Raw genomic sequence first — 20,165 nt, 5'->3', positions numbered from 1 at the left:
CCCGCGCCCATCGTGCGGTGCTCAGGCGCAGGGAACGGTCCTGAAACGCAGAGATTCGACGGTGTTGTCGAACCCGTTGTTGGTGAAGTCGCTGTCGTTGCTGCGCGGGGCGGCGTAATACCTGACACCGGTCAGGTTGTCGCCGCTGTATAGGTCGATGCCCGAGTAGGAGGCGTTGGCCATGGAGCTGGCCTGGTTTTCCAGTGCGCCCAGGTCGTCACGGACCTGGGTGACGCAGGTGACGTCTTTGCGTGCGCCTTTGTAGTCGTCGTGCTCCCAGAACGTGATGAGGTTCCGGTCGACCATCTGCGCTTCCGCGGGGGTGACGGTGAGTACGGAGAATGACGTGATCAGAGTGATGCCGGCAATCGCGAGTTTCCTCATCGACCCTCTTCGCGTGGGGAGCCGGGCGCTCCGGCCCGGAGTTGATGTCGATCTTGGCAATAAGTCTTGACGATTGTCAACCGCCGGTTTGCAGGCGTGCTGAGCTGCGGTAACGCCGGTACGGCCTCCGCGAATGCGCAGACCGCGCAGGCGGAGGACTGCCTCAAGGTGGTCGAACTGGGCTTCACCAGTGCCCTGCAGCCCTACGCCAAGGTGAAGAAGCCAGGCGCATCCGTTCGCGACATTCGACAGGGTGAAGATCTGCTGAGACCGCGCAGGTCATGACGCCACAAAGGTCTGCGTACGGCGGCCCGCATCACCGGAAGCGACCGGTCCTCGCCCGACGGCTGGATGATCGCCAGCAGGACGGGCATGACGAGGTCCGGCTCACCGCTGATCGCCCGGACGGCGTGCGCGGCGCGGGCCCGGGTCCAAGCGTCCTTGCTGTCCAGCAGCCGTCGGACCTGCGGCAGCAGCGGCCCGGCTCGCCGGTCCGATGGCGGCCACCCGTCAAGCACGCGGCCAACGTACCGAGGCTGGCTAGGATGCGGCGATGGGATGGGAAGCGCTTGAGCAGTGGGGTACGGACGTTCGCCGGGTTGAGCCGTTCACACGAGGCGTCGCCAACGACGTGTGGAGTGTGCGCGTTGATGGGCGGCTCGCGGTGGGGCGGCTTGGTAGCCGGAGTGACGATGATCTTGCCTGGGAGACTGAGCTGCTGGTTCATCTCGATCGGGCGGGGTTGAGTGTGCCGGTGCCCGTCCCGACCATGGACGGGCGGTTGTTCGTGGATGGGCTCGTGGTGATGTCCTACGTGGAGGGCCGGGCGCCTGAGACGACGGATGACTGGCGGCGGGTGGCTGAGGTGCTTCGGGAGGTGCATCGGTTGACGGCCGAATGGCCGCAGCGGCCGGGGTGGCGGTCGTCTACAGACCTGCTGCACGCCGAGAGCGGGACGAAGGTCGATCTGCGGGAGATGCCGGCGGAGGCCGTTGCTCGGTGCCGGGCGGCCTGGGCGCGGTTGGCGGGGCGGGCCACGTGTGTGGTGCATGGTGATCCCAATAATGTGGGCAATGTCCTCATCAGTGGAGATCGGGTTACCTTGATCGACTGGGATGAGGCGCATGTCGATGTGCCTGAGCTTGATCTGGTGCTGCCAGACAATGCCGCCGGGCTCGATGAGCACGCGTACGACGTCGCCTGTCAGGCGTCGGCGGCGTGGGAGGCCGCGGTCTGCTGGGATGACGACTACTCGGTCAAGCGGCTCGCCGAGGTGCGGGCGATCTGACGCGATAGGTGGCCGGGACACTCCGGAGACGTGGCGGAACAGCCGGGCTTCGCTGGTGAAGCCCGAGCGGGCGGCGATGACGCTCACCGGAAGCGTGGCGAGTGCGGGGTCGGTCAGGGCGCGCCGGCTGTGTTCGAGGCGGCGGCGCCGGATCCAGCCGCGGAGCGACACCTGCGTCAGGTCGGGTTTCCTCGACAACCCCGACGTCTGAGGGAAGCCGGGCCCGATGTGGGGCGGGCCCGGCTGCCCGACCAGGGTCAGCGGAGGGTGCAGGTCGTGCCGTTCAGGGTGAAGACGCGGGGCAGGACGTTCGGGCCGGTGTAGTTGCCGACGAAGCCGATCGACGCCGTGGCCCCCGTTCCGAGCGCCGGGTTGGCGGGCTCGTTGACGGCGCGGACCTGGCCGCCGTCCTCCGTCCACACGGCGCTCCACCCGCTCCCGAAGCTCTGCCAGGTGCGTGGCCAGGTGAAGGAGAGGGTCCAGCCGTCGAGCGGGGCGCCGTGGTTGGTGACGTCGAGGGCGCCGACGTAGCCGCTGGCCCAGTCGGACTGGACGGTCAGCTTCACGCTGCACGTGCTGGTCGCCGGGGTGCCGGTGGTGAAGGTGAGCGGGAGGGACGGGTGAGATTGGGCGCCGGCGTGGGTGCGGGCGAGCACGTTCACGGTGTAGCGGGTGCCGGGCTCAAGGTTGCGTACGGTCAGTTTGGTGCCGGAGGTCTCGCCGAGCTGCTCGGTGACGGCGCCGTGCTGGCGGACCAGCTCGTACTTGGCGACGCCGGGGACGGCGGGCCAGGTGATCGTGGCGGTGGTGTCCGTGACGGCGGTGAGCTTCGGCCGGCCAGGCGTGCCGGGGCGGGCGGCCTGCGGCTTCGCGGGCCGCAGGATGACGGTGGTCATCGAGAGCGGCGGGAGCGTCTGCGCGGTCGCGCTGCCGGTCGAGCCGGTGGTGATGGCGGTGGCGCCGTTGGTGTGGCTCAGCACGGTGGGGGCGCCGGCCGCGGGGGAGAAGCCGGTGTAGTCGAGTTCGACCGGGTACGACGTGTCGGCCGAGGTGTTGAGCAGCAGGACGGCGAGGTCGCCGTTGGGCCGCCGGGCGGCGTGGGCCTGGACGTCGGGCCTGGAGGCGGCGGCGCGGATGAACTGGTCGCCCGGCCTGGCGAACGTGCCGACCATCTGCAGCGCGTAATAGGGCGCGAAGGGCGTGTTGAGCGGCGGCTCGCAGACGCTGCCGTCGGCGGTGCAGCCGGCGCTGGACAGCAGGCCGAAGTCGCCGTAGTCGGTGTGTCCCGCGACCTCGGTGACCTCGCCGATGCCGTTGTGCACGTTCCACCAGTCCACCGTGAACACGCCGCCGGCCAGCAGCGTCGCGTACGCGTCGGCGGCGGCCAGCGCGCCCGGCTGGGTGTTGGTGCCGTTGCTGCTCGACCCCGTGTTGAACTCGGTCATCGCAATGCCGATGCGCTCGGCGCCGGGCCCCGCGTACGCGGCGATCTGCTCGCGGGTGAGCTGGATGATGTCGGGGACGTGGCCGGTCTTGTCGAGGGCGCCCGGATACCAGTGCAGGATCACGAAGTCGATCTTCGAGCCGGCGGTGGACAGGACGACCTGGTTCCACGAGCCGGTGTCGCCCTCGGCCACGATGGCGTCCGGCCAGTTGGCGGGGGTGGTCAGCACCGCGCCGATCTTGATGGTCGGGTCCACGGCCTTCATCGCGTCGGAGTAGGCGACGACGTGCCGGGCGTACTCGTGCGGGCTCTTGTCCTCGTGGTCGTCGGCCTCCCAGGCGGCGCCGTAGTGGCCGTTGCCGTAGTTCTCGTTGCCGATCTCCCACAGCTTGACGCCGTAGCGCTTGGTGACGTTGGCGTAGCGGACCCAGGCGGCGGCCTCCTCGGCGGTGCCGGTGCCGTAGTTGGCGGTGACCATGGGCTGCGCGCCGGTCCTGCGTACGCCGGCCATGAACGTGTCGAAGTCGGTGTTCGGCGCCACGTAGCCGCCGGGGGCGGTGTGGTCGGCCCAGTGGTAGATGTCGGAGTAGGAGCCGCCGGGATAGCGCAGCAGCTTCACGCCGGCGTCCTTGAGCAGGTCGGCGGTGGCGTTCGTGCCCAGGTTCGTGTCCCAGATGGCGTGGTTGGTGCCGATGCCCGTCTCGGGGACGGCGGCCAGGCCCGCGCGGGCGTTGACGGTCACGGCCACGGGTTCGTCGTCGGCCGCGTACGCGGTCGCAGGGGCGTTGAGCGCGGTCAGCGTCAGCAGGACGGCCAGCGCGGCTCGTAACGGGACTTTCGGCATCGGGCGCACCTCATGCTGGGAAGGGGACACCGGGAAAGCAGTGCGATCATCAGCGGCTCGCCGCGCGCCCGTCAATCGCAGCTGAAACTTTCACGAAATGTCCCGGATGCCATGATGGACAGCATGTTGAAGGCTGCGGGGCTGGACGAACTGGAGGAACGGGTCTACCGGGCACTCGTACGAGCAGGCGAGGCCGACACCCCGGGTTTGGCCGCCGAGCTGGGCGCCGGGGAGGCGGAGACGGCCCGCGCGCTGGCCGGGATGCGCGAATCGGGGCTGGTCAGAGAGGTGGCGCCGGGCAGGTTCGCGCCCGTGGCGCCCGAGGTGGCGCTGGGACCCCGGCTCGTACGCGGCCAGGAGGCCATCGACTGGGCCCGCCAGGCGATCGAGCAGCTCTCGGAGGAGTATCGCGCGAGCGCCCGCAGGCGCGACGCCCACCGCCTGATCGAGGTGCTGCCGAGCCGGGCCGCGCTGCGCGAGCAGGTACGCCACCTCCAGGACAGCGCCCGCGAGGAGGTCCTGTACTTCTGCCGCGCCGGCCACGTGGTGATGCCGTCGCAGGACAACGACGAGGAGCTGCAGGCGCTCGGCAGGGGCGTGGGTTACCGGGTCATCTACGAGCGGGCCCTGCTGGAGGAGCCCGGCATGGTCGCCAACGTGGCGTACGGGATCAAGCTCGGCGAGCAGGCCCGCGCCGTACGGACGCTGCCGGTGCGGATGATGATCGCGGACCGGGAGACCGCGCTGCTGCCGCTGGTCCAGCACGTCGGCGGGATGACGGAGCTGACGGCCGCACTGGTGCGCGACAGCAGCCTGCTGGAGGCGCTGATCGCGCTGTTCGAGGCGCAGTGGGAGCGGGCGACGCCCATCAGGTTCTCGGAGGACGGCCAGGTGGCCGACACCGGGTCGTGCCCCCTGGACGCCGACGAGCTCTATCTGCTGTCACTGCTGGTGGCCGGCGTGCCGGAGAAGACGATCGCGAGCCAGCTCGGGCTCAGCCTGCGTACGGTGCAGCGCCGCGTCTACCACCTCATGCGGCTCGCGGGCGCGCAGACCAGGATGCAACTTGCCTGGCATGCGGCCCGCGAGCACTGGTTGTGATCGGTCAGCGCACGCCGTACGCCCTGGTCACGGTCTGCTCGAACCGGCTGCCCCGGTCGCCCGTCACGGTGACCCGCAGCGAGACGCCGGTGTCGGTGCGCTTGTGCGCGACGAGGCCGGAGTAGCGGCCCTGGCCGAGCGGCAGCACCGGGATGCGCTTCCAGGTCTTGCCGTCGTCGTACGACAGCTCGGCGCTCAGCGTCTTCGCCCCCTTGGCGGTGAAGCCGAGCGGGACCGGGAGCGTCCTCGGCACCCTGCCTTCGAGGTCGGCGGGGATCGTGTAGTCCACGCCGAGCAGCGGCAGCTCCTTGGTGCCCTCGGCGCGGCCCGACCTGAACGTCCACGCCGACTCGGTCGCCGTGGCGTAGCGCCAGTTCTCGGAGGTGCGGGTGGTGGACAGCTCCAAGCGGTACTCGGCGTCCTGCTCGGCGGCCGGGTAGGTGCCGCTCAGCGTCGCGCGCTCCTCCTCCAGCTTGCCGTCGCGGTAGAAGCGGGCGGCGGTGGTGTCCTTGTCGCCGCTGCCGCCGGCGTACCCGATGTGCCCGGCGGCGTCCACGAACTCGGGCGCCTCGACGCTCAGCACGTCACCCGTGCGGCTCGCGCTCTGCGCGACCGGCCGGACGACCGGCGCGAACCAGGTCTCCCTGACCGTCTCGCCGGCCCGGTACGTCCGGGGCACGTCGGTCAGCCCGCCACGCAGCCGCGAGTTGGACTCCCAGGTGAGCATGTGCTGCACGATGTGCTGCCATTGGGTGTCGCCCGAGCTGACGTACTCGGCCCTGCGGTTGCCGGTCGGCAGGTAGCGCTGGGTCTCCATCTGGTTGTCGAGGCTGTACTGCTGCCAGGGCCGCCAGCCGAAGCGCTGGTCCTTGCCGTACCGCTCGCCGCCCGACTCCTGGTAGTGGGAGTCGACGAGGGCGGTGTTGCGCCAGTTCACGTCATGGACGATCTTCTGGGGCACGTGGCCCTGGGAGACCTGCATGACCTCGTACAGGTACGGGGTCTGGAAGCGGCCCGTCACCTGCAGCGTGCCGCCGCCCTTGCGCACCCGGTCGAGCAGCGCCTGGCCGCGGTCGTGGGTGATCATCAGGGTGGGCAGCGGGTCGCGGGCGCCGGTGGGGTTCCACGGCTGCCACATCGCGCGCCCGTCGGGGCCGACCACGATCACCGCCACCGCTCCGGCCGCCTTGAGGTCGTCGATCTTGCTCGACCAGTCGCCGAACGAGCTGCTGGTGATGACCGCGGCCTTGCCCTTGAGCTTGCCGCCCGCGTCGCCGTCGGCGAGCTTCCAGTGCCGCGTGCCGGAGATCTCGGGAGACCTGATGGTCGGCCTGACCACCAGGTCGTCGCGGCCGAGCCGGGCGCTCACCCGGGGCGCGGCGAGCTGCCAGCGTGAGGCGAACTCGAACGTGCCGTTCTTGACCGGCGCCGTCGGGGTGACGGCCAGGCCCTCGACGGACGGGAAGTTCATCGCGCCGAGCGCGATCTTCCTGTTCCCGTACGTGCGGTAGGTGAAGTAGGTGGCGATGCCGTCCTGGATCACCGGCTGCGAGGTCCTGATCTCGATCGGCACGGCGGTCCTGGCGTCGAGCACGACCTCCATGTCCTGCCGCAGCTGCAGCTCGGGGAAGACCATCAGGGTGTCCATGGGCAGCTCGTCGCTGGTCTCGCCCATGATGGCCTGGGTGTGGTAGGTGCCCTCGGGCATCTCGACCGTCCAGCCCTCGGCCTCGTCGAGGATGTAGCCGTAGGCGTCGTCCCTGCTGGAGGCGCCGTACATCATGATCACCGGGACGCGGGACGGCTGCCCGTCGCGGCCGATCGCGGTGAAGTGGACCTTGTGCATCTTGCCGCGCCTGGTCAGCGCCAGCGTGGTGTGCGCGAGCGCGGAGCCGTCCGCGGTGGTGGCGGTGACGTAACCGGCGTGCCTGCCGTGCTGGAGCTTGGCGAGGTCCACCTGGAGGTCCACGGTGGCGCTCGCGCCCGGCTCGATCGTGACGGTGGTGGCCGACAGGGTCAGCGCGCCGTCGCCGGGGGCGGTGCCGTCCAGGTTGGACAGCGCAGGGGTGAGCGTCAGCGTGGCGGGGGAGTCGCCGGCGTTGCTGTAGGTGATCGTGCCGGACGGGACGGCGGTGCCGTCGTCCTCGAAGATGCCGAGGCTCAGCGAGGCGGTGGCGGTGACGGTCTGGCGCAGGGCTCGGACCACGTCGAGGCGGCCGCCGCCCTGCTCGAACGGGGTCTGCCCGTCGATCGTCTTCGCCGTGGACACCAGGGCGTCCTTGAGCCGGCCCGCCTTCCAGTCCGGGTGGCGCTGGGCGAGGATCGCCGCCGCGCCCGCCACGTGCGGCGTGGCCATGGACGTGCCGTTGAGCCGGGTGTAGAGGTCGTCGACCGGGGTGCCCAGGGTGGTGCCCGAGGCCCTGGCGGCGGTGATGTTGACGCCGGGCGCGGTGATGTCCGGCTTGATCGCCTCGTCCAGGCGCGGGCCCCGGCTGGAGAAGGAGGCGAGCGCGTCGTCGCCGTCCACGGCGCCGACGGTCAGCGCCGAACTGGCCGCGCCGGGGGAGCCGACCGTGTAGTCGTCGCCCTCGTTGCCCGCCGCGATCACGAACAGGCTGCCGGTCTCCTCGGTCAGCCGGTCCACCGCGACGCTGAGCGGGTCGGTGCCGTCGGTCGCGCCGCCGCCGAGGCTCATGCTGACGATGTCGGCGCCGCTCTCGCGCGCCGCCCACTCCATGCCGGCCAGCACCTGCGACTCGGAGCCGCTGCCGCGCTTGTCGAGCACCTTGCCGATGGCCAGCTGCGCGCCAGGGGCCACGCCCTTGCGCTGCCCGCCCGCGCCGTTGCCGGTGCCCGCCACGGTCGCGGCGACGTGGGTGCCGTGGCCGTGCTCGTCCTTCACCGATTCGTCGTCGGTGAAGTTCCTGGTCTCGGTGATCTTGCCGGTGACGTCGGGGTGGTTCTCGTCGATGCCGGTGTCCAGCACGGCGACCTTGACGCCCGTGCCGTCGTACCCGTCCTGCCAGGCCTGCGGCGCGCCCACCTGCGGGACGCTGTGCTCCAGCGTCGCGTGCACCTTGCCGTCGAGCCACACCTTGGCCAGCCCGTCGCGCAGCCTCGGCTCGCCCGACGCGCTCCACAGCGTGGGCAGGTCGTCCTTGTCGGCACGCATCGTGGCGGCGTTGACGCTGCGCAGCGTGACGCCCTTCGCGGCGCCGTCGCGGTAGGATAGGATGAGCGGCAGCACATCGCTGCTCTCGTCGTCGTAGCCCTGCTCGATCAGCTCGCCGACCGAGAACAGCCGCTCGTCCACGAGGCCGCGCGACAGGTACGGCACCATGTCGGCGGGCGTGACGACCAGATCGCCGTTCTCCTCGCGGGTGAAGAACCTGACGTCCTCGCGGCCCTCGGCCGGTTTCACGGTCGCGGCGCGCTTCCCGCCGGCGAACTCCTGTACGGTGACCACGTCACCGGTGATCAACGTCACCCGGTGCTGCTCCCCGCCGCCCGGCTGGCCTGGCTCCGCGGCCTGGGCCGGAGCCGCGAGCAGCGCCAGGCCCACGCCGGTGGCGGCGAAGAGGGGGATCCATCTCATGAACGAACCGATCTTTCGTGCGGCTTTACCCGTTCAAGAGAATGGGGGATCCTGCCGGTCAGAAGCAGTCGAACAGCCTGGTCAAATGACGACATGTCGCGAACATGACAGCAGGGCTGGGGCTCAGTTGTCCTTGGAGAGGCGGGTGGCCTGGCGCTCCCGTCGGGCCGGTCACCGCGACGCCCGCCTGGTCAGGCCGGCAGCTCCCGCCGCTTGGGAGTGACGCTGGCCAGCAGCAGGAGCAGGGCGGCCTGGGCGAGCATGCCGGGCGCGAGCGGCGGCGCGCCGCCGACCGACTTCGTCAGCGCCGACCACCACTGCGACAACGGCGACAGCGAGTCCCAGTCGGGGTCCATCGCGCCCATGCCGTGGTTGGCCACCACGTGCATGAGGACGCCGTACGCCGAGGCCAGCAGCACGATCACGGCGAGCACGCGCACCACGGTGAGCGCGGGCCCCGCGTCGCGCAGGGCGAGCATGAGCAGCGCGACCGCGAGCAGCGCGATGGCCACCCAGGGGATCAGCTGGGGCGGGGTCTGCCAGTGGCGCTCGAAGGCCAGCTCGAGAGCGGCGCCCACGATGCCGATCGCCACCAGGGCGAGCAGCCCGAGCCGCAGCATCGCGGTGCCTGCGGATCCGCGGCGGCGGCTGGGCCGCGCGGTCGTTCGTGAGGAGGTTGAGGTCATGTGCGGGGACCACCGTCCGGTACGAGGGGTCTTCGTCCTCTCCAAGGTCGCCGTGCATCCTCAGATATTTCTCAGTGGAATGTGAAGATCTGGTGAGAAGTGCAGCTAGGAAGGCCGGGTGGCGAGGTCGAAGACACGTATGAGCTCCTCTGCCCCGGCCCGCGGATCGTCCGCGAGGGCGAGCGCCTCGATGGAGCCCCGCAGCGCCGCGCTCATCACCTCGGCGTCGAACGCACGGAAGGCCCCCTCCCGCTGGCCCTCCGCGAAGAGCCCGGCGGGCCACCCGTCGGAGCCCGGCTCGGAGGTGTTGCAGACGATCTGCCGCAGCGCCCGTACGCGCTCGGGCCGGGCGGCGGCGAAGTCGAGCCGCCCCCTGATGTACGCCGACAGCCGCTCCCGCACCCCCGAGACCCCCGAGGCCGCCCGCCGGATGAACGCCGCCTCCTCCTCCCGCACCACCCGCGCCACGGTCGCCAGCAGCTCCTCCTTGTCGGCGAAGTGGTAGGAGATCAGCCGCTTGCTGCTGAGCCCCGCCTGCCGGCAGATGGCGTCGTAGCTGGTGCCGGCGAACCCCCGCCGCGCCAGCACGACGATCGTGGCCGACGTGATCTGCGCACGGCGCACCTCGGACACCGGCAGGCGCCTCGCGGGGACTCCCATGCCTGCACACGTTCCACGCCGCGGCTCGGGACATCCCCAGGGACGCTTAAAGCGCGGATTTCTCTGGTTCACGCCGCCGATGCGCCTACCCTGGTACGCGCCGCACCGGAGACTCCCGGAGAGACCCCCATGGCCAAATCCACGCCCCCGCAAGCCACCCACGAGCCGGGCACGTACGCGGGCGCCCTCGCGGGCGACCCCGACGCTCCCGCAGGCCCCGTGACCAGGGCCGACCCGGCCACGGCCGAGCGGGCGCCGTACCGAGGCACGCCGGCCGCGCGGCGGCAGCTCGCCGGGCTCGCCTTCGCCGCCCGCAGGCTCGCGCGCGGCGACGCGGGCGCCGCGCCGGCGGTCGCCGTCGTGTACGTGGCGGGCGGCGACGAGGAGCTCACCCTGCGCCGCGTGCACCAGGCGCTGCGCGAGCTGGGCGGCGACGTCGTCAGAGGCAGCGTGATCTTCACCGGCAGCCTGTGGCAGGCGGTGCTGACCGTCTTCAAGCGGCAGGCCGGCGCCGGGCGCGTCGAGTCGGCGGTCGGGCTGGCCGTCTCGGCGGGGGAGAACAAGCTGTACTTCGAGACCCAGGCGGCGATCACCAAGACCAACGCAGAGGCGATCGCCACGCTGCTGGACTCGCTGGGCGACGCCACCATCGGCCTGGTCTTCGTCGGCAACCTGCTGGCCATGAAGATCGACGGGACGACCGTCGGCATGGAGCTGACCCCGCGGCAGGCGGCCTACCTGCGCGACAATCCGGCGCTGCACCGAGACCCCGCCGCGGCCCTTGAGGCCATGGAGCGCATACGCGTACAGGGGGCCTGACGCGCCGCGGCCGGAGGTCGGTGGCTCACATGTTGATCATGTGACCCGCGAGCCCGTGGACGGCCTCCTTGACGGCCTCGCCGAGCGTCGGGTGGGCGTGGACGTTGCGCGCCACCTCGTGCACGGTGAGGTCCCACTGCTGCGCCAGCGTCAGCTCGGGCAGCAGCTCGGTGACCTCGGGCCCGATCAGGTGGGCGCCGAGCAGCTCGCCGTGGGTGTCGTCACTGATGATCTTCACGAAGCCGGCCGTCTCGCCGAGGCCGTGGGACTTGCCGTTGGCGGTGAACGGGAACTTCGACACCTTGACGTCGTAGCCCAGCTCGCGGGCCTGCGCCTCGGTGTGGCCGAAGCTCGCCACCTGTGGCTGGCAGTAGGTCGCGCGCGGGATCATCACGTAGTCGAGCTCCATCGTCTCGGCGTCCGCGATGGTCTCGGCGGCGATGATGCCCATCGACTCGGCCGCGTGGGCCAGCATCAGCTTGGCCGTGACGTCGCCGATGGCGAAGATGTGCGGCACGTTGGTGCGGCACCGGCCGTCGACCGCGATCGCGCCGCGCTCGGTCAGCTCGACGCCGGTCTTCTCCAGGCCGTAGCCCTCGACCCGCGGCTGGAACCCGATGGCCTGCATCACCTTGTCGGCCTCCAGCACCTGCGTCTGGTCGCCGCGCGTGACGGTGACCTTGACGGAGGAGCCGTTGTCCTCGATGGAGTCGACGCGGGTGGAGGTCAGCACCTCGATGCCGAGCCGCTTGTAGCGCTTGGCCAGCTCGGCCGAGACCTCTTCGTCCTCCAGCGGCACGATGCGGTCGAGGAACTCGACGATCGTCACCTTGACGCCGTAGTTGTGCAGCACGTACGCGAACTCGACGCCGATCGCGCCCGCGCCCGCGATGATGATGCTGCTGGGCAGCTCCTCGGAGAGGATCTGCTCCTCGTACGTCACCACGCGCTCCGACAGCTGCGTGCCGGGGATGAGCCGGGTGGTCGCGCCGGCCGCGATGATGCAGTGGGCGAACGTGATGGTCTCGCCGTTGACCTGGAGCGTGTTGGCGTCGAGGAACGTGCCGCGCCCGTCGTACTCCGTGATGGCGTTCTTCTTCATCAGGTAGTGAACGCCCTTGACCCGCCCGTCGGCCACCTTGCGGCTGCGCTGGAAGGCCGCGCCGTAGTCGAAGGTGACCTCGCCGCTGATGCCGAAGGTCTTGGCCTCGTGGTGGAAGATGTGGGCGAGCTCGGCGTTGCGCAGCAGTGCCTTGGACGGGATGCAGCCCACGTTCAGGCAGACGCCACCCCAGTACTTCTCCTCGACGACCGCGGTGCGCAGGCCGAGCTGGGCGGCGCGGACCGCGGCCGTATAACCTCCAGGACCCGCGCCGAGGACGACGACGTCATAGTGAGTGCTCATGAGTCGGACCATACCGCCCGGGCGTACCTGCCCCTGACCTCAGACCTCCACCTTGTACGGCAGGCTGAGCTCATCTGCGGGAACGCCCCGGATGCCCCAGTTGTGCGTGGGCATCTCGATGATCGTGATCTCAACGTCCTCGGGATCGTACCCCGATCTGGCGTAGATCTCGCGAATCAGCGCCTTCTTGGCCTCGGTGCTGCGCCCGGTGAAGCAGACGATCTCGATGATGAGATAACGCTCACTCCGCTGCGGGCAGACGAAGTCGTCGGCGTCGAGCAGCAGGAACCGGTGGAACCGCTTGTCCTCGGGCAGCCCCCACGCCTTCACCAGGCACGCCTGGATGAGATCGGAGACCTCACGCTGCCGGCCGGCCCACACGTCCCGGCGGCCGTACACCTTCACCTGCGCCATGCCGCCACTATAGAGGGCGTGATCCGCATACTCCTGGCCGACGACGAGGCCATGATCAGAGCGGGGGTCAGGGCGATCCTCGAATCCGACCCCGAGCTGGACGTCGTGGCCGAGGCCGGCGATGGCAGGCAGGCGGTCGACCTCGCCATCAGCCACCACCCCGACGTCGCGCTCCTCGACATCCGCATGCCGCGCCTCGACGGCCTGGCCGCCGCCGCCGAGATCCGCAGGGCGGCGCCCGGCACGGCGGTGGTGATGCTGACCACGTTCGGCGAGGACGACTACATCGCCAAGGCGCTCGACGTGGGCGCGGGCGGGTTCCTGCTCAAGTCGGGCGACCCGCGTGAGCTGCTGGCCGGCATCCACGCGGTCGCCGAGGGGGCGGCGTACCTGTCGCCGAAGGTCGCCCAGCGGGTGATCGCGCAGCTGTCCGGCGGGCGCATGTCGAAGGGGGCGCAGGCGCGTGACCGCATCGAGGTGCTCACCGAGCGGGAGCGCGAGGTGCTCGCGCTGCTCGGCGCGGGCCTGTCCAACGCGGAGATCGCGCGCGAGCTGCACCTCGTGGAGGGCACGGTGAAGGCGTACGTGAGCGCCATCCTCACCCGGCTCGACGTGCGCAACCGCGTGCAGGCCGCGATCATCGCCCACGAGGCCGGCTTGGTAGCCTGACGCGTGATGTATCGCCTCGTGTTCTCGCAGGTCTTGCGGCGTTTCGACGCCGAGGCCGTGCACCGACTCACCGTGAGCGCCCTCGCGCTCCTCGCCCGGCTGCCGCTGCTCAAGCGGCTGCTGCACCGGGCGTACGCGCCGCACGACCCGGCCCTGCGCGTGAGCGCGTTCGGCGTGCACTTCCCCGGCCCGCTCGGCCTGGCCGCCGGCTTCGACAAGGACGCCGCCTGCGCCGAGGCCGTCGCCGCGCTCGGCTTCAGCCACGTCGAGGTGGGCACCATCACGGCCCACGGCCAGCCGGGCAACCCGCGCCCCCGCCTGTTCCGTCTCGTACGCGAGCGCGCGGTGATCAACCGGATGGGCTTCAACAACGCCGGCGCCCACGCCGCGGCCCGCAGGCTGCGCCGCCCGCGCGGCGTGCCCGTCGTGGTCGGGGTGAACATCGGCAAGACCAAGGTGATCCCCGAGTCGGGCGCCACCGCCGACTACGTCGCCGGCGCGAAGAAGCTCGCCCCGCTGGCCGACTACCTCGTGGTCAACGTCAGCTCGCCCAACACCCCTGGGCTGCGCGACCTCCAGGCCGTCTCGCTGCTGCGGCCGCTGCTCACCGCGGTCAAGGAGGTCTGCGACGCCACCCCGCGCCGCACCCCGCTGCTCGTCAAGATCGCGCCCGACCTGGCCGACGAGGACGTCGACGCGGTCGCCGAGCTGGCCATGGAGCTGGGCCTCGACGGCATCATCGCCACCAACACCACGATCAGGCACGACGGCGAGCGCGGCGGGCTGTCGGGCCGCCCGCTCAAGGTCCGCTCGCTGGAGGTGCTGCGGCGGCTGCGCGCCAAGGTCGGTGACCGGCTCACGCTGGTCTCGGTCGGCGGCGTCGAGGACGTCGACGACGTGTGGGAGCGCATCCTCGCCGGCGCCACCCTCGTCCAGGGCTACACCGGCTGGATCTACGGGGGCCCGCTGTGGGCCGCCCGCATCCACCGGCAGCTGCTGCGCCGGGTCCGCCGCCACGGCCTGAGCTCGGTCATGGAAGCCGTCGGCCGTACGGCGTGACTTAAGGTGGTCCGAATGATCAGACCCGTGACTGTGACCGGCGGCGTGATCATGCGCCTGGCGACCGAGCAGGACGCCGAGGCGCTCGCCGCCGCCTACCTCCGCAACCGCGACCACCTCAAGCGGTGGGAGCCGCGCCGCTCCGAGGGGTTCTTCACCTTCGCGGGGCAGGCCGAGGGCCTCAAGGGCCAGCTCCAGGCGCACGGCAGGGGCCAGGTGGTGCCGTGGCTGCTGTGTGACGGCGAGCGGGTGGTCGGCCGCATGACGCTCAGCAACATCGTCCGCGGCCCCTGGCTCAGCGCCGACGTCGGCTACTGGATCGACGCCGAGTACAACGGCCGCGGCCTCGCGACCGCGGCCGTGCACGAGGTGTGCAGGCAGGCCGACCAGGAGATCGGCCTGCACCGCGTCGCGGCGAGCACCCTGCTCGACAACGCCGCCTCGCAGAGCGTGCTGCGCAAGTGCGGCTTCGAGCCGTACGGCACGGCGCCGAACTATCTGGAGATCGACGGACGCTGGCAGCACCACCTGCTCTGGCAGCGCATACTCAACGACCGCCCGGCCTTCTGACCCCGCGTCAGAGGCTGGGCCTGGTGGACTCGGCGTCGTGGGTCATGGCGTCGATGCGCTCCATCACCTCGGTCACCCGCACGGTGGAGGGCCGGTGCGGGCGGCGGCGCTGCCACGGGTGCGGCCCCGCCGCCGGCCGATACTCCACGCCGAGCGCGTCCAGCCGCCCCAGGTGCTCGCCCAGCCGGGCGTCGAAGTCGTCGCCCGCCGCGCCCGCCGCGCCCGCCCACGCCACCTCGGCCAGCGCGCAGGCCCTGGGCCACATCCGGTAGTCGACGGTCCGCGGGTCGGGCACCCGCTCGGTCCACAGCTGCGCCTGCACGCCGATGACCCGCGCCCGCTCCTCGTCGCTCCACCCGGCGGGCGCGGGGTCGAACGCGGCGACGTCCGCCACGGTGATCGCGTCGCCGATCGCCATCGGCTCGTCCGGCGAGCCGGCCTCGGCGTAGTCGAAGTAGAGCGGGAACACCGGCGTGGCCACCACGTCATGACCGGCCGCGGCCGCCCTGCGGCCCACGTTCATGCCGCGCCACGGCATCACGATCGTGTCCTGCCGCAGCCCGCCGCCCACGAACGCCTCGTCCCACACCACGGCCCGCGCGCCCCGCTCGGCCAGCACGTCGGCCAGCCGCCGCAGGAACCACGCCTGCAGCTCCACCACGCCGCCGAGGCCGAGCGACTCCCGGTAAGCGGTGATCTCGTCGGAGGCCGCCCACCGGTCGAGCACCACCTCGTCGCCGCCGATGTGCACGTAGGGGGTCTCGCCCAGGGCGCCGATCAGCTCGTCGAAGATCGCGGTCAGGAACTCCACGGTCTTCGGCAGCGGCGACAGGATCGCGGGGGAGATGCCCCACCGGTCCAGCACGTCATGGGGCTCACCCGTGGCCCCGAACTCCGGGTAGGCCGCCAGGATCGCCGACGCGTGCCCCGGCACGTCGATCTCCGGCACGATCGTCACGTGCCGCGAGCGCGCGTACGCGGCCAGCTCTGCCAGGTCGTCGAGCGTGTAGTAGCCGCCGTGCGGCACCTCGTCGTACGCGTCGGGCTCGCGGTAGTGGTTGACCGCCGTCCGCGGCCGGTGCGAGGAGACCTCGTGCAGCAGCGGGTAGGCCCGGCTCTCCACCCGCCAGCCCTGGTCGTCCACGAGGTGCAGGTGCAGCCGGTTGAGCTTGTGCACCGCCATCAGGTCGATCAGCCGCAGCACCTCACGCTTGGGGAAGAAGTGCCTGGCCACGTCGAGGTGCAGGCCGCGCCAGGCGAAGCGCGGCGCGTCCTCGATCCGCACCCCGCGCACCGGCCACGAGGCGCCGGAGGAGAACCGGTAGGCGGCCGGCGGCAGGAGCTGGCGCAGCGACTGCGCCGCGTAGAACGCGCCCGCCGGGCCGCCCGCCACGATCTCCACACCCCGCGACCCGACCGTCAGCCGGTACGCCTCCTCGCCCAGCCCGGCGTCACGGCGCACGTCGATCTCACCGGAGTCGCCGGGCAGCGGGTCGAGCCCGGCCAGCGCCGTGCGTACGGAGGCGACCAGGTCACCGGAGACCGTGGGAGAGGCCGTCAGCTCGAAGGAGGAGGAAAGGTCACGAAGCAGCTCTGGGCGAGGAATCATGCTTGCAGATAGTGCTGCAATCCGTTCGCCAGCGCCACAGCGATCTTCTGCCGGAACTTCGGGTCACGGAACTTGGCCGCCTCGGTGGCGTTGCGCATGTTGCCGGCCTCCACGAAGATCTTCGGCACCGTCGACAGGTTGAGCCCGCCGAGGTCGCTGCGGTAGTCGAGGGCCTTGCGCCCGATGTAGGTGGAGTAGGGTAGCCCGGTGCCCTTGCGGAAGGCGTCGCGTACGGCCATGCCCAGGCTGCTGGAGTCGGCCACGACCTTGTCGACCGGACCCTTGATCTTCTTGGGCATGATCACGTGGAAGCCCCTGTTGGCCGGGGCCGAGCCGTCGGCGTGCACCGAGATCGCGGCGTCCGCCCCGGCCTTGTTGCCGATCGCGGCCCGCTCGGTGATGCACGGCCCGACGCCGTCGTTGCTCGTGCGGGTCAGCTTCACCGTCGCGCCGCGCTTCTTCAGGATCTTCTGCAGGCGCTTGGAGACGTCCCAGGTGAAGGCGGCCTCGCTGTAGCCGTCGTTGGTGGAGGTGCCGGTCGTGTCGCAGGCCTTCATCTGCGTCAGCACGTTGACCTTGCGGTTGATCTCCTTGGGCGCCCGGTAGTTGCCGCCGTTGTGGCCGGGGTCGATGACGACCACCTTGCCGTCGAGCGGCTTGGCCTCGGGCGGTGCGTCCTTGGCCTGAGCGGCGGCGGGTGCCTGCCCTGCCGTGGTCGCTGGGGCGGCCTGACCTGCCGCGGCGCCACCGGTGCCGGTGCCGCCACACGCGGAGGCGATCAGGCCGCAGACGGCGAGGACTGTGGCTGGTAGAGCACGCATGCCGTCCAACTTACGGCAATCCAGGCATGCGAACTCGACTTATGCCAAGCGCGGCGTGCCACGGCACGCCGTACGTCCTCACCAGACGCGCTCGCCGGCCTCCTGACGTTCGAGCAGGGCGGCGAGCTCCCGCGCGTCCTCGGCGTCGAGGCCGAGGACGACGCGGGGACGGCCCCACGGGTGGTCGAGCGAGTGGGCGACGTAGCTGGCGACCGACTCCGCGGCGCCGTCGGTGCCCCGTCCCCTGCCCGCCCGCCAGTGCCCCCAGGCGCGCTCTAGCTCGGCGGCGGCGCGCTGGGCGCAGGACACCAGTTCCGGATCACGCATAGCTGTTCCCCCGGATCAGATCGTGGCCGGATCGGATCCGGCCACACCTAGCATGACCCTGCCGAGTAAACCGCCGTGTGGCGCCGCCGCCACACGGCTTGACCCAGGTTTGATGCTCTCTTAGGCGGGTCCCGTGCTCCGCCGGACGATCAGTTCAGGGCGTACCTCCCGCAGGCGTGCGACCTTGCCGGGATCGCCGATCCTGTCGCTCAGCAACGCGGCCGCCGACCTGCCCATGGTGCGGCGAGGCTGGTCGACGGAGGTGAGCGAGATGTGCCGGGAGGCCGACAGGTGGGTGTTGTCGTAGCCGACGACCGAGAGGTCCTCGGGGACGCGCAGGCCCAGCTCGCTCGCGGCCGAGAGCACGCCGAGCGCGGTCACGTCATTGGCGGCGAAGATCGCCGTGGGCCTGGGGTCGCGGGTGAGCAGCGCGAGCGCCGCCTCCCTGCCGCCCTCTTCCGTCGAGTCAGCGGCCTCGACCATGATGTACGGCGCCAGCGAGTGCCTGCGCATCGCCACGAGGTAGCCCTCGCAGCGCGACGCCCGCCGGCCTTCGATGTGGGCGATGCGCTTGTGGCCCAGCTCGACCAGGTGGTCGATGGCCAGCCGCGCGCCGAGCTGGTCGTCGTCGACCACGATGTCGACGCCGTCGAGCTCGATGTCACGTTCCCCCACGACGACCGTGGGGGTGTACGCGGTCGCCTCGATCAGCGTCTCGCTGGTCGGGGCGATGCCGAGCAGGACCAGCCCGTCGACCCTCAGCTCGAGGAAGGCCTCCACGGCCTCGTCCTCGAACGCGGGGTCCCATTGGCTGTTCCCGATCAGCATGCGCAGCCCGTCGCCGTGCAGGCTCTCCTGCAGACCGTCGAGGAACTCCGCGTAGAACGGGTTGTGCAGGTCGGCGACCAGTGCGCCCACCAGATGGGTACGTCCTTCGACCAGGCTCCGCGCGACCGCGTTGGGCCGGTAGCCGAGTTCGCGGGCCGCCTGCAGCACGGCCTGGCGCCGGTGCTCGCTCACGTGCGGGGATCCGCGCAGCACGAGTGAGACCAGCGATTTGGACACGCCGGCTCGTTCGGCGACGTTACGGATGGTCGGTCTGGGCCGAGGCAGCGCGTCTACCTCTCTTAGCTCAGGGATGGTGGATGTGTTGACGGGCGGTCCTGACATGTGTCTCCCCCGCGATGCGGATATGGGCACCTGTCTCACCAAACGATCGAGTTGACCGCAGGGTACGGCCTACGTCACGGATTGCCGCAACCTGTCGCGTAACGGGCGCGGGACGTGCGGGATCCCGGCGGGGGCCGGTCGGATAGCCGGTCGGATACTGTGCTGGTGTGACACCCGGGAAGTCAGCCGAGACGGCACGGCCGGCTCGGCGCAGGCTCAGTGTGGACCGCCGCCGGGAAGAGCTCATGGCGGCGGCGCTGGAGTTGTTCTCCACCCGCGACGCGGAAGACGTGTCGATCGACGACGTCGCGTCGGCGGCGGGGGCTTCGCGGGCCCTGGTCTACCACTACTTCGGTGGCAAGCAGGAGCTCTACGTGGCGGCGCTGAGAAGCGCGGCGGAGCAGTTGGAGTCGCGGCTGCGGCCGCAGGAGGGCGGCAGTCCGCTCGACGAGCTGGCCTCCGGGCTCAGGCGCTATTTCGACTTCGTCGAGGAGCACGCGGCGGGCTTCGCGGCGCTGCTGCGCGGCGGCCCCGCCAACAGGACGGGCGAGGTGGGGGAGATCGTCGACGGCGTGCGCCGCCGGCTCTTCCTCCTCATCCAGAAGCAGATGGGCGTCGAAGAACCGAGCCCGGTGCTGCGCACGACCCTGCGGTCGTGGATCGCCTCCGTCGAGACCGCCGGGCTCGACTGGCTGGAGCATCGCGACATCGACCGGCCCACCTTGGAGAAGCTGCTGGTCGACCAGATGGTCGCGCTGCTCGGAGTCGCCGCGTCGCATGACGGCGGCGTCGCCGGTTTACTCGACCGGCCGGCGTAGCGGCGGAGGGCGTGACACGTCACGGAAGAGTGGCGCCGGGCGGGCGGCGCCAACTTCCATCCGACGTCTCGTCGTCACAGTGGTGGACCCGGCCCAAATGGCGACCCGGTCCACCCCCATCAAACCCCCCTGAGGTCCGTGACGACCTTCCCGCTACTCGGAGCGCTGCTGCGGAATGCCCGCGAGCAGCGCCCGAACCTCGGTCTCCCGGTAACGCCGATGACCGCCCAGGGTACGAATCGACGTCAACTTGCCCGCCTTGGCCCACCGCGTAACGGTCTTGGGGTCGACCCTGAACATGGTCGCGACCTCAGCGGGCGTGAGCAGTGGCTCGGCCTCGGGTGTACGAGCTGACATTTGTGCGGCCTCTCCTCCGTGTGGACCGGCTTGCGATCCTGTGACTGCCTTTGCGCGTGTCACGGATGTCCCCCTATGGCGCAGAGCGTGCGGCTTTTCTGAGCCATATGCGGCATCACCCGATG

The 20,165-nt window shown here is 70.9% G+C and carries 20 protein-coding genes; 8 read left to right on the top strand and 12 right to left on the bottom strand.

The window, feature by feature from the left end; genetic code table 11:
* Positions 1 to 21: 21 nt before the first annotated feature.
* A complete protein-coding gene (locus tag ACFFR3_RS43165; RefSeq protein ID WP_345391460.1) occupies positions 22 to 384 on the bottom strand; it encodes a hypothetical protein in 363 nt (120 codons plus the stop codon).
* A 66-nt stretch (positions 385 to 450) separates the two neighbouring features.
* Here ACFFR3_RS43165 and ACFFR3_RS43160 point away from each other — a divergent pair, with 66 nt between their 5' ends.
* Together ACFFR3_RS43160 and ACFFR3_RS43155 are read left to right on the top strand one after the other, a co-directional pair.
* On the top strand, positions 451 to 669 hold the full coding sequence (locus ACFFR3_RS43160; protein WP_345391457.1) for a hypothetical protein: 219 nt from the start codon (positions 451 to 453) through the stop codon (positions 667 to 669).
* A gap of 268 nt (positions 670 to 937) precedes the next feature.
* Entirely contained in the window at positions 938 to 1,672 is a 735-nt protein-coding gene (locus ACFFR3_RS43155) for a phosphotransferase enzyme family protein (protein WP_345391454.1), read from the top strand.
* 257 nt (positions 1,673 to 1,929) lie between these two features.
* Here the strand turns inward: ACFFR3_RS43155 and ACFFR3_RS43150 are convergent, their stop codons facing one another.
* The gene (locus ACFFR3_RS43150) at positions 1,930 to 3,960 is read right to left on the bottom strand and encodes a cellulose binding domain-containing protein (protein WP_364384178.1); all 2,031 of its coding nucleotides are present in this window, start codon (positions 3,958 to 3,960) and stop codon (positions 1,930 to 1,932) included.
* A gap of 123 nt (positions 3,961 to 4,083) precedes the next feature.
* Between ACFFR3_RS43150 and ACFFR3_RS43145 the strand changes: the two genes are divergently transcribed.
* A complete protein-coding gene (locus tag ACFFR3_RS43145) occupies positions 4,084 to 5,061 on the top strand; it encodes a helix-turn-helix domain-containing protein (RefSeq protein WP_345391448.1) in 978 nt (325 codons plus the stop codon).
* A gap of 4 nt (positions 5,062 to 5,065) precedes the next feature.
* On the opposite strand, the gene ACFFR3_RS43140 is transcribed toward ACFFR3_RS43145, so the two are convergent.
* The 3 genes from ACFFR3_RS43140 to ACFFR3_RS43130 form a co-directional block, all read right to left on the bottom strand.
* Complete coding sequence (locus ACFFR3_RS43140; protein WP_379485021.1) at positions 5,066 to 8,656, bottom strand: S8 family peptidase; 3,591 nt, start codon at positions 8,654 to 8,656, stop codon at positions 5,066 to 5,068.
* Positions 8,657 to 8,847: 191 nt separating this feature from the next.
* Entirely contained in the window at positions 8,848 to 9,342 is a 495-nt protein-coding gene (locus tag ACFFR3_RS43135; RefSeq protein WP_345391442.1) for a hypothetical protein, read from the bottom strand.
* A 105-nt stretch (positions 9,343 to 9,447) separates the two neighbouring features.
* Positions 9,448 to 10,002: a TetR/AcrR family transcriptional regulator gene (locus tag ACFFR3_RS43130; RefSeq protein WP_364384187.1), complete on the bottom strand. Its 555-nt coding sequence runs from the start codon at positions 10,000 to 10,002 to the stop codon at positions 9,448 to 9,450.
* Between the two features lie 129 nt (positions 10,003 to 10,131).
* Here ACFFR3_RS43130 and ACFFR3_RS43125 point away from each other — a divergent pair, with 129 nt between their 5' ends.
* A complete protein-coding gene (locus ACFFR3_RS43125) occupies positions 10,132 to 10,821 on the top strand; it encodes a hypothetical protein (protein WP_379485020.1) in 690 nt (229 codons plus the stop codon).
* A 25-nt stretch (positions 10,822 to 10,846) separates the two neighbouring features.
* Here the strand turns inward: ACFFR3_RS43125 and lpdA are convergent, their stop codons facing one another.
* A complete protein-coding gene (gene lpdA / locus ACFFR3_RS43120) occupies positions 10,847 to 12,226 on the bottom strand; it encodes a dihydrolipoyl dehydrogenase (RefSeq protein WP_345391433.1) in 1,380 nt (459 codons plus the stop codon).
* 39 nt (positions 12,227 to 12,265) lie between these two features.
* Positions 12,266 to 12,640 (bottom strand): tautomerase family protein, encoded by a 375-nt coding sequence (locus ACFFR3_RS43115; RefSeq protein WP_364384193.1) that lies wholly within the window; start codon positions 12,638 to 12,640, stop codon positions 12,266 to 12,268.
* Positions 12,641 to 12,658: 18 nt separating this feature from the next.
* Between ACFFR3_RS43115 and ACFFR3_RS43110 the strand changes: the two genes are divergently transcribed.
* The 3 genes from ACFFR3_RS43110 to ACFFR3_RS43100 are packed head-to-tail and all read left to right on the top strand — an operon-like array spanning position 12,659 to position 14,938.
* The gene (locus tag ACFFR3_RS43110; RefSeq protein WP_345391427.1) at positions 12,659 to 13,309 is read left to right on the top strand and encodes a response regulator; all 651 of its coding nucleotides are present in this window, start codon (positions 12,659 to 12,661) and stop codon (positions 13,307 to 13,309) included.
* Between the two features lie 6 nt (positions 13,310 to 13,315).
* Complete coding sequence (locus ACFFR3_RS43105) at positions 13,316 to 14,368, top strand: quinone-dependent dihydroorotate dehydrogenase (RefSeq protein WP_364384196.1); 1,053 nt, start codon at positions 13,316 to 13,318, stop codon at positions 14,366 to 14,368.
* A 15-nt stretch (positions 14,369 to 14,383) separates the two neighbouring features.
* Positions 14,384 to 14,938: a GNAT family N-acetyltransferase gene (locus tag ACFFR3_RS43100; protein WP_364384199.1), complete on the top strand. Its 555-nt coding sequence runs from the start codon at positions 14,384 to 14,386 to the stop codon at positions 14,936 to 14,938.
* Positions 14,939 to 14,945: 7 nt separating this feature from the next.
* Here the strand turns inward: ACFFR3_RS43100 and ACFFR3_RS43095 are convergent, their stop codons facing one another.
* The 4 genes from ACFFR3_RS43095 to ACFFR3_RS43080 form a co-directional block, all read right to left on the bottom strand.
* Positions 14,946 to 16,547 (bottom strand): beta-N-acetylhexosaminidase, encoded by a 1,602-nt coding sequence (locus ACFFR3_RS43095; protein ID WP_345391422.1) that lies wholly within the window; start codon positions 16,545 to 16,547, stop codon positions 14,946 to 14,948.
* Positions 16,544 to 17,368, bottom strand: a complete 825-nt coding sequence (locus ACFFR3_RS43090) for an N-acetylmuramoyl-L-alanine amidase (RefSeq protein ID WP_345391419.1) — start codon at positions 17,366 to 17,368, stop codon at positions 16,544 to 16,546. The genes ACFFR3_RS43095 and ACFFR3_RS43090 overlap by 4 nt, the downstream gene beginning before the upstream one ends.
* A gap of 78 nt (positions 17,369 to 17,446) precedes the next feature.
* A complete protein-coding gene (locus ACFFR3_RS43085) occupies positions 17,447 to 17,695 on the bottom strand; it encodes a hypothetical protein (protein WP_355412099.1) in 249 nt (82 codons plus the stop codon).
* A 120-nt stretch (positions 17,696 to 17,815) separates the two neighbouring features.
* Positions 17,816 to 18,865, bottom strand: coding sequence for a LacI family DNA-binding transcriptional regulator (locus tag ACFFR3_RS43080; protein WP_379485019.1), 1,050 nt, complete (start codon positions 18,863 to 18,865; stop codon positions 17,816 to 17,818).
* Positions 18,866 to 19,086: 221 nt separating this feature from the next.
* Between ACFFR3_RS43080 and ACFFR3_RS43075 the strand changes: the two genes are divergently transcribed.
* Positions 19,087 to 19,683: a TetR/AcrR family transcriptional regulator gene (locus tag ACFFR3_RS43075; protein ID WP_345391410.1), complete on the top strand. Its 597-nt coding sequence runs from the start codon at positions 19,087 to 19,089 to the stop codon at positions 19,681 to 19,683.
* Between the two features lie 153 nt (positions 19,684 to 19,836).
* Here ACFFR3_RS43075 and bldC read toward each other — a convergent pair whose 3' ends face one another.
* Entirely contained in the window at positions 19,837 to 20,040 is a 204-nt protein-coding gene (bldC, locus tag ACFFR3_RS43070) for a developmental transcriptional regulator BldC (protein WP_013133571.1), read from the bottom strand.
* Positions 20,041 to 20,165: the final 125 nt, after the last annotated feature.

The organism is Nonomuraea salmonea, assembly GCF_042428605.1.
In the GTDB taxonomy this organism is placed as follows: Bacteria; Actinomycetota; Actinomycetes; order Streptosporangiales; family Streptosporangiaceae; genus Nonomuraea; species Nonomuraea salmonea.
This window is presented reverse-complemented; position numbering and strand designations above follow the sequence as displayed.

Bases quoted from the DNA above. Each gene is read 5' to 3' on its own strand.
- ACFFR3_RS43165 (WP_345391460.1), bottom strand. From the start codon at position 384: ATGAGGAAACTCGCGATTGCCGGCATCACTCTGATCACGTCATTCTCC.
- ACFFR3_RS43155 (WP_345391454.1), top strand. From the start codon at position 938: ATGGGATGGGAAGCGCTTGAGCAGTGGGGTACGGACGTTCGCCGGGTT.
- ACFFR3_RS43150 (WP_364384178.1), bottom strand. From the start codon at position 3,960: ATGCCGAAAGTCCCGTTACGAGCCGCGCTGGCCGTCCTGCTGACGCTG.
- ACFFR3_RS43145 (WP_345391448.1), top strand. From the start codon at position 4,084: ATGTTGAAGGCTGCGGGGCTGGACGAACTGGAGGAACGGGTCTACCGG.
- ACFFR3_RS43140 (WP_379485021.1), bottom strand. From the start codon at position 8,656: ATGAGATGGATCCCCCTCTTCGCCGCCACCGGCGTGGGCCTGGCGCTG.
- ACFFR3_RS43135 (WP_345391442.1), bottom strand. From the start codon at position 9,342: ATGACCTCAACCTCCTCACGAACGACCGCGCGGCCCAGCCGCCGCCGC.
- ACFFR3_RS43130 (WP_364384187.1), bottom strand. From the start codon at position 10,002: ATGGGAGTCCCCGCGAGGCGCCTGCCGGTGTCCGAGGTGCGCCGTGCG.
- ACFFR3_RS43125 (WP_379485020.1), top strand. From the start codon at position 10,132: ATGGCCAAATCCACGCCCCCGCAAGCCACCCACGAGCCGGGCACGTAC.
- lpdA (WP_345391433.1), bottom strand. From the start codon at position 12,226: ATGAGCACTCACTATGACGTCGTCGTCCTCGGCGCGGGTCCTGGAGGT.
- ACFFR3_RS43115 (WP_364384193.1), bottom strand. From the start codon at position 12,640: ATGGCGCAGGTGAAGGTGTACGGCCGCCGGGACGTGTGGGCCGGCCGG.
- ACFFR3_RS43105 (WP_364384196.1), top strand. From the start codon at position 13,316: ATGTATCGCCTCGTGTTCTCGCAGGTCTTGCGGCGTTTCGACGCCGAG.
- ACFFR3_RS43100 (WP_364384199.1), top strand. From the start codon at position 14,384: ATGATCAGACCCGTGACTGTGACCGGCGGCGTGATCATGCGCCTGGCG.
- ACFFR3_RS43095 (WP_345391422.1), bottom strand. From the start codon at position 16,547: ATGATTCCTCGCCCAGAGCTGCTTCGTGACCTTTCCTCCTCCTTCGAG.
- ACFFR3_RS43090 (WP_345391419.1), bottom strand. From the start codon at position 17,368: ATGCGTGCTCTACCAGCCACAGTCCTCGCCGTCTGCGGCCTGATCGCC.
- ACFFR3_RS43085 (WP_355412099.1), bottom strand. From the start codon at position 17,695: ATGCGTGATCCGGAACTGGTGTCCTGCGCCCAGCGCGCCGCCGCCGAG.
- ACFFR3_RS43080 (WP_379485019.1), bottom strand. From the start codon at position 18,865: ATGTCAGGACCGCCCGTCAACACATCCACCATCCCTGAGCTAAGAGAG.
- bldC (WP_013133571.1), bottom strand. From the start codon at position 20,040: ATGTCAGCTCGTACACCCGAGGCCGAGCCACTGCTCACGCCCGCTGAG.